General features: G+C 38.4%; 15 protein-coding genes. 11 read left to right on the plus strand and 4 right to left on the minus strand.

What is annotated here, in order from left to right:
- The first annotated feature begins 229 nt into the window (after positions 1 to 229).
- From OD757_RS05615 to OD757_RS05640, 6 genes are all read left to right on the plus strand, one after another.
- Positions 230 to 667: a DUF2147 domain-containing protein gene (locus tag OD757_RS05615; RefSeq protein ID WP_263031151.1), complete on the plus strand. Its 438-nt coding sequence runs from the start codon at positions 230 to 232 to the stop codon at positions 665 to 667.
- Positions 668 to 944: 277 nt separating this feature from the next.
- Positions 945 to 2,024, plus strand: a complete 1,080-nt coding sequence (locus tag OD757_RS05620; protein ID WP_263031152.1) for an ABC transporter substrate-binding protein — start codon at positions 945 to 947, stop codon at positions 2,022 to 2,024.
- A 9-nt stretch (positions 2,025 to 2,033) separates the two neighbouring features.
- Positions 2,034 to 2,813, plus strand: a complete 780-nt coding sequence (locus OD757_RS05625; protein WP_263031153.1) for an ABC transporter permease — start codon at positions 2,034 to 2,036, stop codon at positions 2,811 to 2,813.
- Positions 2,813 to 3,604: an ABC transporter ATP-binding protein gene (locus OD757_RS05630; protein ID WP_263031154.1), complete on the plus strand. Its 792-nt coding sequence runs from the start codon at positions 2,813 to 2,815 to the stop codon at positions 3,602 to 3,604. The genes OD757_RS05625 and OD757_RS05630 overlap by 1 nt, the downstream gene beginning before the upstream one ends.
- A 17-nt stretch (positions 3,605 to 3,621) precedes the next feature.
- Complete coding sequence (locus OD757_RS05635) at positions 3,622 to 4,644, plus strand: D-cysteine desulfhydrase (RefSeq protein WP_009389113.1); 1,023 nt, start codon at positions 3,622 to 3,624, stop codon at positions 4,642 to 4,644.
- Position 4,645: 1 nt separating this feature from the next.
- Positions 4,646 to 5,371 carry an aspartate/glutamate racemase family protein gene (locus OD757_RS05640; RefSeq protein WP_263031155.1) on the plus strand — a complete coding sequence of 242 codons (726 nt, stop codon included), beginning with the start codon at positions 4,646 to 4,648 and terminating at the stop codon, positions 5,369 to 5,371.
- 93 nt (positions 5,372 to 5,464) lie between these two features.
- Here the strand turns inward: OD757_RS05640 and OD757_RS05645 are convergent, their stop codons facing one another.
- The 4 genes from OD757_RS05645 to OD757_RS05660 all read right to left on the minus strand — a co-directional run bounded on the left by OD757_RS05645 (position 5,465) and on the right by OD757_RS05660 (position 8,861).
- Positions 5,465 to 6,055: a cytochrome b gene (locus OD757_RS05645; protein WP_263031156.1), complete on the minus strand. Its 591-nt coding sequence runs from the start codon at positions 6,053 to 6,055 to the stop codon at positions 5,465 to 5,467.
- 12 nt (positions 6,056 to 6,067) lie between these two features.
- Complete coding sequence (locus OD757_RS05650; protein ID WP_263031157.1) at positions 6,068 to 7,132, minus strand: catalase family peroxidase; 1,065 nt, start codon at positions 7,130 to 7,132, stop codon at positions 6,068 to 6,070.
- A gap of 33 nt (positions 7,133 to 7,165) precedes the next feature.
- A complete protein-coding gene (locus OD757_RS05655) occupies positions 7,166 to 7,798 on the minus strand; it encodes a hypothetical protein (RefSeq protein ID WP_263031158.1) in 633 nt (210 codons plus the stop codon).
- Positions 7,799 to 8,000: 202 nt separating this feature from the next.
- A complete protein-coding gene (locus tag OD757_RS05660) occupies positions 8,001 to 8,861 on the minus strand; it encodes an EamA family transporter (protein ID WP_263031159.1) in 861 nt (286 codons plus the stop codon).
- Positions 8,862 to 8,979: 118 nt separating this feature from the next.
- On the opposite strand from OD757_RS05660, the gene OD757_RS05665 reads away from it, so the two are divergent.
- The 5 genes from OD757_RS05665 to OD757_RS05685 all read left to right on the plus strand — a co-directional run bounded on the left by OD757_RS05665 (position 8,980) and on the right by OD757_RS05685 (position 14,485).
- On the plus strand, positions 8,980 to 9,447 hold the full coding sequence (locus OD757_RS05665; protein WP_263031160.1) for an Lrp/AsnC family transcriptional regulator: 468 nt from the start codon (positions 8,980 to 8,982) through the stop codon (positions 9,445 to 9,447).
- Between the two features lie 284 nt (positions 9,448 to 9,731).
- Positions 9,732 to 12,371 (plus strand): DNA mismatch repair protein MutS, encoded by a 2,640-nt coding sequence (gene mutS / locus OD757_RS05670; protein ID WP_263031161.1) that lies wholly within the window; start codon positions 9,732 to 9,734, stop codon positions 12,369 to 12,371.
- A 61-nt stretch (positions 12,372 to 12,432) separates the two neighbouring features.
- Positions 12,433 to 12,963 (plus strand): GNAT family N-acetyltransferase, encoded by a 531-nt coding sequence (locus tag OD757_RS05675; RefSeq protein WP_263031162.1) that lies wholly within the window; start codon positions 12,433 to 12,435, stop codon positions 12,961 to 12,963.
- Between the two features lie 345 nt (positions 12,964 to 13,308).
- Positions 13,309 to 13,632, plus strand: a complete 324-nt coding sequence (fdxA, locus tag OD757_RS05680) for a ferredoxin FdxA (RefSeq protein ID WP_003650851.1) — start codon at positions 13,309 to 13,311, stop codon at positions 13,630 to 13,632.
- A gap of 130 nt (positions 13,633 to 13,762) precedes the next feature.
- Complete coding sequence (locus tag OD757_RS05685; protein ID WP_263031163.1) at positions 13,763 to 14,485, plus strand: D-Ala-D-Ala carboxypeptidase family metallohydrolase; 723 nt, start codon at positions 13,763 to 13,765, stop codon at positions 14,483 to 14,485.
- The last annotated feature ends 120 nt before the right edge of the window (positions 14,486 to 14,605 follow it).

Below are 14,605 nucleotides of genomic sequence, written 5' to 3' on the forward strand. Positions count from 1 at the left end.
ACAGTTGTTGATAATTCTAATCATTAGATTTTAATGCCGTATTTGATAATTCTGACCATTATCGCAATTGCATAAAAAAACCGATCAAAATAATATTGTGCCAAATAGAATATAAATTTACATATTGTTTAACTTATAGATTCAATACTAAGAAAACTGTGAAGTTAAATTTAAAATGAATAATTCAGACCTCTAAGACCATCCATTTTTAATTTGAGAAATGATTGATATGAAAAAATATTTACTCTTACTTTTACTCAGCTTTTATTCGATTCACTCATTTGCTTCGGACAAACTCCATGGCAGTGTTTGGAAAACAATTGATGACGCCACCAATCAACCAAGAGCACTGGTAAAATTCAGCGAAGATAAAAACGGTAACCTCTCTGCCAACATCGAAAAAATACTCGTTCCAAGTGAAGCCAACAAATGTACGATGTGTGAAGGTACTTATAAAAACAAATCTTTAATTGGTTTAACCATCGTCAAAAACTTAAAAAGTGTCGGCCAAAACAAATATGACAAAGGATCTATTCTCGACCCGCAGTCAGATAAGACTTATAAATTTAGTGTAACCGTATCACCAGATGGCGAAAAACTTACCGCTCGTGGATACATTGGTATTTCTGCAATTGGTCGGAACCAAACATGGTATCGAATTAAATAAGCTTCGAGAGCTTTAAAACTTTTTATTTTATAAATTGCATGGTTTTGATGTAATTAACTTATCTCAATGGCCATGCAATTTTCTGAAAATATTTATAACTCTATTTAAGCACCAATTTTAATTCAAAGTGTAACTACCAATTTTAAGTGATAAATAATTCTTTTTTATTCATAAACATAAACTCAGCTTTGCATATATCCATTCCACTTTTTCATATTTTTATTAATCATAAATTTTCACTAAGATCGAATAAATTTCGAAAATTACTGGAAATATAATGTTGTTTGCAACACATTTTCACTTAAAAAATGCTGTCTTATCAGTAGGGGTTCTCAGCTTTGCACTTTTAACGGGTTGTGGAAATAATTCACAGCAAAATAATGAAACTAAGGCAGAAGCTTCCCAAACTGTGCCTGCCGCTGAACTGCCTAAAGAAGTACGTTTTGCTTGGGGTGGCGGTCCACGAGTTTGGGTTCTTGGTAAAGCTGATGGAGATTTTGAAAAAGCTTTAGGTACAAAAATTAAATGGGTCGAATTTGCTTCGGGTGCAGATGTAATTAATTACTTCGCCGCAAATGAAATTGATATTGCTCGTTTTGGCTCAAGCCCAGCTGTTGCAGGTATTACTCGCGGATTACCAATTGAAATCATTGGTTTAGAAGGTCTAATTTCTGGTGCAGAACGTTTAATTGTTCGTCCTGATATTAAAAACCTGCAAGATCTGGTTGGTAAAAAAGTTGCCTTCCCTGCCAACTCCACCGCGCAATATGCTTTAGAACAAGCGCTTGCATTAAATAAAATTGATAAAACAAAAATCAAATTAATCCCACTTAAGCCTGCTGAAATTGTTTCTGCATGGACCCGTGGTGATATTGATGCAGCCTATGTTTGGGGACCATTTACTCAACAGCTAGAGAAAGAAGGCGGTAAAGAAATTTATCGTACAACGACGCTGAATGAAAAAGGTATTTTGGTTTATAACAACTTTGCTGTCCGCAAAGAGTTTGCAGAAAAACACCCTGACCTTGTAATTAAATTCTTGAAGGCTTACCAAGATCAAGTTGATGAATATAAACGTGATCCTAAAGCGGCTTCTGAAAAAATTTCTAAATACTTAAGTCTTCCATATGACCAAGTCGAAACCACACTTGCGGGGATCGAATATATTCCACTAAAAGATCAAGCCTCTGAAAAATATTTAGGTGCGACATCAAACGATGAAAACTCAGGCTTGGCTAAAGCAACTCAAGATATTGCTAAGTTTTTGGTCAGTATTGGCGAGTTGAAACAATCTGATGTTCCAAAAAGCTATGCGCCTAATATCAACAGTAAATACCTTATTGAAGCGACAAAATAAGGTTGTGAGATGATTCAGTTGAACCCGTTTAAAGTAAAAGTGATTAGTACATTATCACTAATCACTTTTGTGATTATTTGGCAGCTTGTGTGTACATTTAAACTTGTCTCACCAATTTTGTTGCCCTCTCCTCTACAGATTTTAGATACAGTTTTAGATTTATTTAAAAACGGTTACCGAGATGCTCCTTTTTATCAACACATTTTAGTCAGCACGGCGCGTGCCTTCTTTGCATTCTTCCTTGCAATCATTATTGGTGTGCCTTTGGGATTATTAATGGGCCGTAGTCCTGTACTTAATGCCGTTTTAGATCCATTTGTACAATTCTTACGTCCAATTCCCAAAATTGCCCTCATTCCATTGGTGGTTGTGTGGTTAGGGATTGGTGAGGAATCTAAATTTTTCCTTATTTTTATTGCGACTTTACTTAGTGTCATTGTGGGTGCAACAGCAGCAAGCCAAAACGTTCCATATGGTTTGATTCAAGCAGCACAAACGATGGGCTTAGGAAAAACAGCAATCTTATTCCGTGTCATTTTACCCTCTTCACTTCCTGAAATTTTCACCACCATTCGTTTATCTATTGGTATTGGCTGGACATCATTAATTGCAGCGGAAATGGTTGCAGCAACTTCGGGTTTAGGCTGGATGATTATTAATGCAGGTTCTTATTTACGTACAGATGTTGTGATTGTCGGGATTATTTTACTTGGAACAATTGGCTTTATTTTAGATTGGCTCATTGTGAAAGCGCAGCAAAAATGGGCCCCTTGGACAGGAAAAGCATAATGACTCAACCATTTATTGAGCTAAATAATGTTCAGAAAATATTTAAGCAAAACAAGACGGAAAATACGGTCCTAGAAGATATTAATCTGAAAATTCCTGAAGGTCAGTTTGTTTGCTTACTTGGGCCTTCTGGCTGTGGTAAATCAACTATTTTGAACTTACTTGCTGGTTTTGAAAAACCAACTTTAGGTGAGATTTATGTAGATGGTCAAACCATCTCAGCACCGGGCATTGACCGAGCTGTTGTATTTCAACAAGCTCAGTTATTTCCTTGGCTCACGGTAAAAGAAAATATTCAATTTCCACTTAGGCAATCAAAGGCTGAACCTCAATATATTGCTAAACAAACTGAATATTATTTAGAAAAAACGGGTTTAAAGAAGTTTGAAAATCATCGAATTTGGCAAATCTCAGGTGGTATGAAACAACGTGTTGCCCTTGCCCGAGCGTGGGTCATGAAACCAAAGATTTTATTGATGGATGAGCCTTTCGGGGCTTTAGATGCTCAAACACGTATTTTGATGCAGGAAACACTGATACAGCTTTGGCAAGACAATAAAACTACCGTTTTATTTGTTACTCACGATATTGATGAATCTCTACTTTTAGCAGATCGCATTATTTTAATGGCAGGCCATCCCGGACGCATTGCCGAAGATATTCAAGTGAATTTACCTCGTGCGCGTAGCATTGAAAATATTGCGCCACAGCAGGAATTTATTGAAACCAAAAAACACATTTTAGAAATTATGCGCAAAGAAGTAAGTCGCATGATTGATTACATACATTAATTTTTTAGGACATTATTATGTTATTAAGTCATTTACCGCGCGTTCAACTGGTTCATGCACCTACTCCTCTAGAGTTTTTACCTAACTTAACTAAAGCGTTAAATGGTCCCCAGATTTACATCAAACGAGACGATGCTACGGGTCTGGCTACAGGTGGCAATAAAACCCGTAAATTAGAGTTTTTAATTGGTGATGCGCTTGCAAAAGGTGCCACACATGTACTCACTCAAGGTGCAACTCAATCTAACCATGTTCGTCAAACGATTGCAGCAGCTAATAAATTTGGTTTAAAGGCATCTGTTTTACTCGAACAACGTGTTAGTGATGGTGCAGATGAATATTACAACAATGGAAACTTATTACTCGACGAGATTTTAGGTGCAACATCGATTGAGGTTGTTCCGGGTGGCACAGATATGGTGGCGGCTTTAGAAGCCAAAGCAAAAGAATTAGAACTACAAGGTGAACGTCCGTACATTATTCCGGGCGGTGGCTCAAACGCTATTGGTGCTTTAGGCTATGTCTCAACAGCAATTGAATTAATTAACCAACTTAACCAGATTCAACTGGCTCCGACTCATCTTGTACATGCAACAGGTAGCACGGGTACTCAAGCTGGCCTTTTAGCAGGTATTGCAGTAACTCACTCAAACTTACCAGTACTCGGGATTAGCGTTCGTGCTGAAAAATCTAAACAAGAAGAAAACGTCTATAAACTTACTCGTGCAACTTTAGAACATCTAGGTTTAAGCGCAGATCTTATTGCCCGTGAAAAAGTGATTGCCAATAGTGACTATGTTGGCGATGGCTACGGTATTCCAACTGATAGCATGGTTGAAGCAGTTGAACTTCTGGCTCGAACTGAAGGTATTTTGCTTGACCCTGTTTACTCGGGTAAAGGTTTTGCGGGTTTAGTAGACCTTATTCGTCAAGGTCATTTCACTAAAGATGACAAAGTGATCTTCCTTCATACAGGCGGTGCCGTAGGCTTATTCGGTTATCGTAAAACTTTCTCTAACAAAGATGCATACCGTTTGTAAGATGACAGAATTTTCAGAACTCCCCACCCTTGGAATTTTGGGTGGTATGGGACCGGGTGCTGCTGTTGATTTTCAACAGCGCCTGCTCGATGCAAGCCCTGCAACCAAAGATCAGGAACATATTCCCACGATCGTTTGGAATCACGGCGGTATTCCTGACCGACAACTTGCACTTAAAAACCTAGGTGAAAGCCCTTTAAATGCCATGTTACATGGACTAAAAATTTTAGAGCGTAGTGGTGTTTCTAAAATCGCCATTCCCTGTAATACCGCACACTTTTGGCATTCTGATTTACAGCAACACACCCCTATTGAAATATTAAATATGGTTGAAATTACGGTGCAACAGATTTTAAAAAATTATCAATCTGGTGATAAAGTCGGAATATTGGCAACCAAAGGTGCCCTTTCTACTCAGCTATATCAACGTGAGTTAAGCAAGCATAACATTCCTTTTGTCACTAATTCGGATGAAGAAATTGAACAGGAATTTATGCCCGCTGTTTATGCTGTAAAACGTAATGAGTCGGCTAAAGCGGGTATCGTTTTTCAAGAGTTAAGCCAAAGACTCATAGATAAAGGTGCTGGTTCGATTATTTTAGCTTGTACAGAAATTCCGATTGGATTACATGCAATCCAGTCTCCAATTTTAAATGTGAGCTTTGATACCACACAAATTTTGGCAAATGCTTGTGTAAATTGGTTTTATCGAAATACGCAGCGCTAAAAAGATGTTCCAACACTGCTTCTAATCTGGCTAATACACTGTCTATATATTCTGAGTGAGTGCTTCAAACTCTAAAGTCGAATAACTTCCCTCTCAATCCACACTCTTCTTTTCATTATCTCTATTTGACCCAGTAGAAGAACCCAGAACCATACTTGAGAATACGCCATCTCGATAAACCCATGCATGTAATAATGCAGCAGACAGATGACCAATAACGACAGCAAATAACAGCCAAGCCAAAATTCCGTGTAGAGTGCGAAACCATGCATAGAGCGTAGAGTTGGTTGGTGCTATAGGTGGAAGGTCCCAACCCGGAAATAATGTTACTGGCCAATTACCTGCCGATAGCGTTGCCCATCCGAGCAATGGCAAACTAAACATCAAAATATAAAGTAGCCAATGTGATGCATGGGCAATAAACGCCTGCCAACGGGGTACAGTCTGCGGCAAAGATGGAATTGGAAAATAGAGTCGATTTATTAATCTTATGATGACCAACAATAAGATTGCGATTCCTAAAGGACGGTGAATATCGATTAACCACGGACGCCAAGTGATTGAGGTCGTCATTCCAACACCAATAAATAGCATAGCCAAAATCGCTACTGCCATAACCCAATGTAGTATTCGAGCAGTCAAGTTAAAATGACGTGGAGCATTATCGTTAGATTTGTTTTGCATGGCTGATCTCTCCTATTTACCCACGGCATCGGTTGCTTTGCCAAATCCAATTTCACGTAAGCGAGCATTGTAAGACTGTGCATAGATACCTGCTCGTGCTGCGAGTACCGGATCCTCTGATAACTCAATTCCGGGTGGCACCAAAGTTGGGTCAAAGTTAATATCACGGCAAACACCATTTACCTGTTCAGTCACATTTTTGACTTCCAATGTTCCTGCTATAACTTCTTTACGTTCTTTTGGCCAAGGTTGAGATGGGTCATTCACTGGGTCTCCTGGCTCGGCAAGTTGCAAAACTAAATCCCAATACAGCGGCCCTTCAGCCAAACGTTTTTTGATGTCTTTAAATAAGAAATCATGGCCAGCTTGATCACGTTGTTCTTTGGTCAGACTAATAAATTTTGAATGAGGACGCATAGACCAACGAACTGGCTGTTCTTGTCCATTGGCGGCCTTCAATATAAATGCATTTACCACATAAAATTCTGCGCCACTAAAACTACCGGTTAATGGCATCTTTGCCTTTTGTTCAATAGACTTACGCGCTTCGGGATATTCTTTTAAGAAAGCCTCAACAAGGACTGGATCAGGTTTGCCAGTAGATGGAACTGGTTTAAATGCTTTTTGCTGCGCCAAAAAACCCTCAGCATTTCGCGTAGGGAAATAGGGAAAGTTGTTTAATTTCATGCGCCATTGTGAATGATCAGCTGCGGAAAGTAATAAAGCCATACTCACTGTTGCTGTAGAATTATCTGCCGCATGCGGGTTACCGCTTCCAATAGAAAATCGGCCAATTGCTGGTATATCAGATTTAGCAAATACCGCGGCTTTAGATAGTGCCGCCGCCGCACCATTACTGTGGTAGGTGCCATCAAAACAAATACCCTTACCGTGGGCACGACGATATCCGGGATCAAATTTACTTAATGAGTCGCCCAAAAATGTTTTGCTTGTTGTTCGATGTCCCAATAGACCAGCAACCCAAGCAAATGCCAATACTAAAGAGCCCGCGATTAAAGCAATACCTACGAATGGCAACCAATACTTCTTTAGAGTTTTAAAATTCAAATTATTCATTATTAATCCTGTGTAAATTGTATGGCTACATCCCTAAAGAAGATTTTGATTAGGTAGTAGTAAAACAGGGTCTTCAATGTCATAACCAGTTTCTTCTGGAACCCCCAGATATTTAACGACAACCAACCTCTTATTTTGTTTAGGCACGCTATAATTTTGGGAAATTTTTATTGCTTTGGTGTAATGAACCGCAATATGGGTCTTACTTTGTAAAGACGGCGATTTTACAACATATTCTGTTTTATATTGGGTGATCTTCCCTGAAGGATCAAACCAAGATGATATTTGATTCTGATGAGTTTTTAAGGTCTGAATTTTTACAGTCTTGCTCTTACTTACGACTAAAGGGGTTAAATTCTTTTTAATTTTATTTAGAGCCTTATTAAACTCCATACTATCTTGATCATAATCAATCTTATGGGTTTTTGGATTGATATAGAGAGATTTAACTTCAATTAGTTTATCAGGCGATTTACTATTTAATAGATAATAATATAGTTGTGGTAGACGTCCTCGACCATCTTCATAATGTCTTAATACATAAAGTTTCTTCTCTTTTTGCTGATAGCCCAATACTTCAATTTTTTGTCCACCACCAACCGTCGCATAACTATGTGCGGATAAGGTAAGAATCGTGCTAAAAGTTAGAAATTTTAGAAATTTCATCAGTTCATATCCTTGTGATCTTGTAATTATATTGTATAAATATCAAACAAATTAAAATGATACTTGAGTAAGTGTTACTTGCTGTTTTTATATTCTTTTTGTACAAAGGTAGCCTTTCTAAGGGGGTTTTATTTATTATTTCTCTCCCCCTTCAAATCGATTCATCCAGCTTTTAGACCTAAGTCATCATAAATGAATGGTCTTATGCAGTATTACGTTTATAGGAGAAATAAGAACATCCTGCACACGATGCCATAATAATTGTGATTCCAATGATCTGAAAATGATTTAATCGTTCATCTAAAATCAGCCATCCGGCCAAAGCACTTACCGCTGGTGATGCGCTCACTAATATTCCAAAAACGCGTGGATGCAACTTTTTCATAGCGACCATATCTAATATAAATGGAATAGCACTTGCTAGCATCGCCATGAGTAAACATATGAAAAGAATCTTATAACTATCAAAAATATGGATAATGTGAGATGCCCCTAAAGGTGTTGCAAACAAAGCCGCTAGAAACATTCCAGTTGCAACCGAGCTACCACCACCTTGTGCAACTTTAGAGCCGTAAATCACATATAGCCCCCAACCCACGGCTGCCACAAGCGCATACGTCATACCAATAAAACTAAAGTTATGATTTGAATTGCCCATCGGTAAAAGAAGCAAACCAATCATAGATAATGCTCCCCAAAAATAATCTAATTTATTTTTAGACATTAAAATAGCGACCGTAAGCGGCCCTAACACTTCAATGGAAATAGCGATTCCCACAGACATATAAGAAAATGCTTTATAAATTAAAGTATTCATTAAAGTGAGGATTAATCCATAAATAATTAGATTTTTCCAATTGGTCTGTTTATTCCAGTCTCTCCAAGGTTTATAAACAATCCATAAGAAACATGCCGCTAAAGCAAGTCGAGTTAAGGTCACTCCTTCAGCAGTAAGAATGGGAAAAAGGACTTTTGCTGTCGCTGCACCGATCTGCACAGAAATTAAAGATAGAAATGCGGCTGCAAATGCCATGCCTTGCTTGGAGTTTGTCTCAATCATCATATTTACCGCTCTGGGAATGATTGAAATTTTAATTCTATGTAATCAATATATTTCTTCTATTTCCCTCAATAAAACGATTAAATGACTCTATATTCAACACTTAATGAGAGATTTACTCATGTCAGATATTTCTTTAGATAATTTTGATTATGCAATCTTAAGAATACTGCAAAAAAACAATAAAACGTCCCACAGAGAAATTTCCGAAAAAATTGGCCTATCTTCTGCTTCCGTTCAAAGACGTATCACCCGTATGGAAGAAAAGGAAATCATTTTAAAAAATTGCGCTATCTTAAATCCGCTTAAATTTGGCGAAAAAATTACATCTATTATTGAAGTCCGCCTTAGCGAAGACCGCTCTGTCGTTATGGATAGAGCGAAGCAATACTTTGCTTCGGTGGATGAGATTCAACAGTGTTACTTTGTGAATGGCGGCGTCTCATTTATCATTATCATGTTAAGCAACAACTTATCTCATTTTGAAAGTTTAGTTAGAAAACATTTTGCTGATAATGAAGATGTAAAAACCTATCGAACCTTAATTGTTTTAGATCGTGTAAAAGTAAACTTTGAGTTAAATATTTAAACTTTTCTTTTTTGACTTCTATATAAATTACTAGTCGTTTTGTTTCTGGTGTCTTGGTGCATTCAAGCTCAATTTCGATGCTTCACTACTCTTTTTTTCAATAACTTAAATTTGTTACCATTACACATCTGGAGTGACTCCAATTCGCTTTATACTATGGATGCCAATTTTCAAAGTTCATCCAGTTGTGTTGTTTTCTTGAATTACATCCATTTTTAAAAGACTTGAAATTGGTTAGATGACCAAACGTAAAATATTATTGATTTTTTAAGGGTTTAATACGCATGAATAGCGCTGAAATCATGGCTGACTTATCTTCTCATACACCTATGATGCAGCAATATCTCAAAGTTAAAACGGACTATCAACATGCGTTGCTGTTCTACCGTATGGGTGACTTTTATGAACTCTTCTTTGAAGATGCTCATTTAGCAGCCAAACTTTTAGGCATTACTTTAACCCATCGTGGTAAAGCCAGTGGCCGACCTATTCCAATGGCAGGTGTTCCCTATCACTCGGCAGAAGGTTATCTTGCCCGTCTTGTTAAAGCTGGGCGCACTGTTGCGATTTGCGAACAAGTCGGAGAAGTGACAGGTAAAGGTCCGGTTGAACGTAAAGTTGTTCGTATTCTAACACCTGGTACATTAACTGATGATGCATTACTCAGCAGTTATCAATCATCTAATCTCGTTTCTTTATGCATTCATCAAAACCAGATTGGTTTTGCTTTACTCGACTTGAGTGCAGGCATTTTTAAAGTCCAACAGCAAGATTACAAGCCAGAGCAATTGCCTATTGAACTTGCGCGTTTAATGCCGAGTGAAATCTTAATTGACGAAGACTTAGTCGACACCCATATTATCGAACAAATTAAAAAGCACTTAGATTGTCCTGTGACTAAACGTCCAAATGTAGACTTCAATCTAAATAATGCACAAAAGACGTTATGTGATCAGTTTACGGTATCAACACTTTCAGGCTTTGGTTTAGACCCATTGCCTTTAGCTAAAGCTGCGGCCGCTGCACTTATTCATTATGCAAAAGAAACGCAAAAAACTGCATTACCGCATATTCGTTCAATTCAACTTGAACAAAGTACAGACTTTATTGCACTTGACCCAATCACGCGCCGTAATCTAGAAATTATCGAGCCGTTATTTGAACATGGCACCTCATTATTCCAACTGGTCAACGACTGCCAAACTGCAATGGGTGGCCGTTTACTCAGCCGCACACTGATGCAACCTGTACGTGATACGGCATTGCTCGATGCTCGTTTAGATGCCATTGAGCAACTCATTCAGGGATATCACGAAAGTCCAGTCCGTTTAGTGCTTAAAGAAATTGGTGATATTGAACGTGTGCTTAGCCGCGTTGCACTAGGCAGTGCGCGACCACGTGATTTAGTGCAGCTTCGTCATGCATGTGCACAAATTCCAGCTTTAAGAACGGCGTTAACACCTGTCATTCAAGCAAAAAAATCTAAACTATTAGTTCAGCTTGATCAAGAACTTGGCGATTTTAAAGCGCTTCATCAACACTTAATGGCAGCCATTGTTGAAAATCCACCGGTATTACTTCGTGATGGCAATGTAATTGCAGAAGGTTATGATGCTGACCTCGATGAATTACGCCAAATTCGGGACCATGCAGGCCAGTTCTTAATTGATTTAGAAATTAAAGAGCGTGAACGTACTGGCATTAATACCCTTAAAATCGGTTATAACCGTGTAAGTGGTTACTACATTGAACTGACGCGTGCTCAAGCAGAACAAGCGCCAGCCGACTATATCCGTCGCCAGACTTTAAAGAATGCTGAACGCTACATTACCCCTGAACTAAAAAGTTTTGAAGATAAAGTCCTGTCGAGTGAGTCACGCGCATTAGCTCGAGAAAAAGCGCTATTCGAAGCTTTACTTGAAAATCTTCGTGAAAATATTGCTCACCTACAAATGATGAGTTCAGCAATTGCTCAAATTGATGTGGTTGCAAACTTTGCTCATCAGGCGCGTTTAAATAATTGGGCACGTCCTGAATTTACGCCTGAAACGGGCATTAAAATTCAGGCAGGTCGTCACCCTGTGGTTGAAGCATTAAATAAAGCTCCATTTACACCAAACGATACTTTCCTTGATGCCCAACACCGCATGGCGATTATTACCGGACCGAACATGGGCGGTAAATCAACCTTCATGCGCCAAACAGCATTAATCAGTTTACTTGCTTATTGCGGTAGCTATGTTCCGGCCAAAGCAGCCAAACTCGGTCCAATTGACCGAATTTTTACCCGTATTGGCTCAGCCGACGATTTATCTACAGGTAAATCGACCTTTATGGTTGAGATGACAGAAACTTCACAGATTCTGCACCATGCCACCAATCAATCGCTTGTTTTAATGGATGAGGTGGGCCGCGGAACCAGTACCTATGACGGGTTGTCTTTAGCGTGGGCTTGCGTGGTTGATTTAACAAAGCGCGTAAAATGTTTATGTCTATTTGCTACTCATTATTTCGAATTAACTGAACTTGGTAGCGAAGCAGGAATTGATAACTATCACGTTACAGCGCAAGAGCTTAATGGCAATTTGATTTTATTGCATAAGGTTCAGCAAGGCCCTGCAAGTCAGAGTCATGGTTTACAGGTGGCAAAATTAGCGGGGATTCCTGCCAATGTCATTAAAGAAGCCCAAAAGCGTTTACGTATTTTAGAGAAACAGCAGCAGCAACATCTACAAACCAGCTTTCAAAATGATTTGTTTGCTCCACCAGATGCAAACGTGGGTTCACAAATCATAGAGAAAGTGGTCGAGATCGAAGTTTCATCCCCTGCTCTAGATTTACTTAAGCAAATTGAAGTTGATAACTTATCGCCTCGTCAGGCACTTGAACAACTCTACGAGCTAAAAGCTGCCCTCAAATCTTGATAAAGCACTTCCGAATAAGCAGGCTTAGGTCTGCTTATTCATATCGGAGAATAATATTTATATGATTTTAAGATCTTTACAACGTTCAGAAATTGATCTTATTTGGCAGCAAATTAGCCGCCGTGAATTAATTACTCAAATGTATATTCAAAACCAACAACACTTAGAATTAATAGATTGTTTTTTTGATGTTAAGCATTGGGACTCATATCATCTAGAAAATGACCCGCCTAAGCTCAAAAAACTCTATGACCAAGGTTCCATATTTGTCGGTGCATTTAATGCTTCTGAAAAAATGGTTGGCGTGAGTGTGGTCTCAAATCAACATATAGCAGATTATCCTCACGCTAAATTACTCCACTATTTCTATGTCGATGCAGACCAGCAAGGTCAAGGCATTGGCGCTAAACTGATGCAAGCCGCAAAAGAGTCAACCACGCAACTCGGTGCAAATCAACTCTATATTTCAGCAACCCCAAGTCGTCGCACTGTAGATTTCTATATGAAGCATGGCGCCCGACCGTTAACTGCCCCAGATCAACAACTTTGGCAGCTCGAACCCGAAGATATCCACTTACTGTGTATGCTTTAATGCTAAAAATTTAGGGGCCATTCACTAAAAACAGCAGAAAATCAAAATTTGTAAAAGAAAAAATGAGAAGTTAAGGCATTTCATAAAATAGATGCCTTGACTTAAATGACATCTGAACATTTAAAGAAAATATTTTTTAAGCTATTGTTTTATAATACATATTATTATTTTAATTTTATAGATTAACCACTCTTAAGGGCGGAAGATCTGTTTGATTATCAACGTATTAACTTATCTTCATATGCATGAATAAAGAATATCAATAAAAGCAATTGTTTGTTTACCCCTTTTTTGCCTAAAATAAGCTATTCGAAATGAAACCATATTTTTTAGGTAGCTGTCGCCATGACCTTTGTTGTCACTGAAAATTGTATTAAATGTAAATACCAAGATTGCGTAGAAGTTTGTCCTGTAGACTGTTTTTACGAAGGTCCGAATTTCCTAGTGATTAATCCGGATGAATGTATTGACTGTGCATTATGTGAACCAGAGTGCCCAGCGAATGCAATTTTCTCTGAAGATGAGTTACCAGAAGGCCAAGAAGTATTTATTGAATTAAATGCTGACCTTTCTCAAAAATGGCCTAACATTACTCAAATTGGTGACCAACCAGCTGATCGTGAAGAATGGAACGGCAAACCTGATAAATTACAGTATCTTGAAAAGTAATTTCAAAAAAGATCAGCAACCGCTGATCTTTTTTATACCCTATTCAAACATTTCATTGCAAATTCCTCGTAATTTGTGCACTGTTTTGCATTAAAATAGCCGCAATATTTATAAGTGCTTAATTTTTCTTATGCGGAAGTTTTTGCAGAGTATGATGCCCTTATGCATAATCCCAGCGATTATGGTAGGTTGTGTCAGCTCTCCCCAACACACAACAACAGGCAAAACCTCTCCAAGTGGTAAACGAATCTTTATTCCACAAGAGCGCGTTATTATCGAGCGCCCGATTCGCCCTAAAGTTGAGCCTGCATCTTATCGGAACTGGTTAAGTTCTGGTGAAAATTACGAACGTGTTCGTGAATATGAAAAATTCTTAACTCGAAACAACGTCGCAGGCATTGTGCCAAGTTTTGAGCTATTACGTTCAGCACGTGATTGGCAAAAATGTGGACGTTCCGAATATGCCGTGCCTAATCGCGAACTATGGGGAAATTCTTTATCGACCCTACGCGTATTTAAATATTTAGTTGCAGCAAAAGTTTTAACCGACTTTGAAGTCACCTCGGTTTACCGAGATTTGCCTTTAAATGAATGTGCTGGCGGCGCAAGCTCTTCTAAACATTTATTTAACTCTGCAATTGATTTCCGGATTGGTCCTGAGTTCCCACAAGCTCAAGATTATGCTTTTATCGAAAATACCAAGTTTAAACTTTGTCAGTTCTGGGCTCAGCATGGCCAAAGCTTAAATATGGGTATTGGTCTATACAGCTCAGGCCAGATTCATATCGACACTCAAGGCTATCGTACTTGGGGACCTGACCTCACTCGAAGCAGTTCGATGTGTAATTTCTAATTTAAAAAACTCCTTTCAATCGAAAGGAGTTTTTTTATTGCTCATTTCCCAATCAACCAAAATTTCTTCAAACGAAGATTTTTGCACTCTATGCATAAACGTTTAAAATAGCCCGATCAA

The sequence above is a fragment of the Acinetobacter sp. AYS6 genome (assembly GCF_025630795.1).
Taxonomy (GTDB): domain Bacteria; phylum Pseudomonadota; class Gammaproteobacteria; order Pseudomonadales; family Moraxellaceae; genus Acinetobacter.

What these genes read in the sequence shown, in the direction of transcription:
- OD757_RS05615 (WP_263031151.1), top strand. Translation starts at nt 230, where the DNA reads ATGAAAAAATATTTACTCTTACTTTTACTCAGCTTTTATTCGATTCAC.
- OD757_RS05620 (WP_263031152.1), top strand. Translation starts at nt 945, where the DNA reads ATGTTGTTTGCAACACATTTTCACTTAAAAAATGCTGTCTTATCAGTA.
- OD757_RS05625 (WP_263031153.1), top strand. Translation starts at nt 2,034, where the DNA reads ATGATTCAGTTGAACCCGTTTAAAGTAAAAGTGATTAGTACATTATCA.
- OD757_RS05630 (WP_263031154.1), top strand. Translation starts at nt 2,813, where the DNA reads ATGACTCAACCATTTATTGAGCTAAATAATGTTCAGAAAATATTTAAG.
- OD757_RS05635 (WP_009389113.1), top strand. Translation starts at nt 3,622, where the DNA reads ATGTTATTAAGTCATTTACCGCGCGTTCAACTGGTTCATGCACCTACT.
- OD757_RS05640 (WP_263031155.1), top strand. Translation starts at nt 4,646, where the DNA reads ATGACAGAATTTTCAGAACTCCCCACCCTTGGAATTTTGGGTGGTATG.
- OD757_RS05645 (WP_263031156.1), bottom strand. Translation starts at nt 6,055, where the DNA reads ATGCAAAACAAATCTAACGATAATGCTCCACGTCATTTTAACTTGACT.
- OD757_RS05650 (WP_263031157.1), bottom strand. Translation starts at nt 7,132, where the DNA reads ATGAATAATTTGAATTTTAAAACTCTAAAGAAGTATTGGTTGCCATTC.
- OD757_RS05655 (WP_263031158.1), bottom strand. Translation starts at nt 7,798, where the DNA reads ATGAAATTTCTAAAATTTCTAACTTTTAGCACGATTCTTACCTTATCC.
- OD757_RS05660 (WP_263031159.1), bottom strand. Translation starts at nt 8,861, where the DNA reads ATGATGATTGAGACAAACTCCAAGCAAGGCATGGCATTTGCAGCCGCA.
- OD757_RS05665 (WP_263031160.1), top strand. Translation starts at nt 8,980, where the DNA reads ATGTCAGATATTTCTTTAGATAATTTTGATTATGCAATCTTAAGAATA.
- mutS (WP_263031161.1), top strand. Translation starts at nt 9,732, where the DNA reads ATGAATAGCGCTGAAATCATGGCTGACTTATCTTCTCATACACCTATG.
- OD757_RS05675 (WP_263031162.1), top strand. Translation starts at nt 12,433, where the DNA reads ATGATTTTAAGATCTTTACAACGTTCAGAAATTGATCTTATTTGGCAG.
- fdxA (WP_003650851.1), top strand. Translation starts at nt 13,309, where the DNA reads ATGACCTTTGTTGTCACTGAAAATTGTATTAAATGTAAATACCAAGAT.
- OD757_RS05685 (WP_263031163.1), top strand. Translation starts at nt 13,763, where the DNA reads ATGCGGAAGTTTTTGCAGAGTATGATGCCCTTATGCATAATCCCAGCG.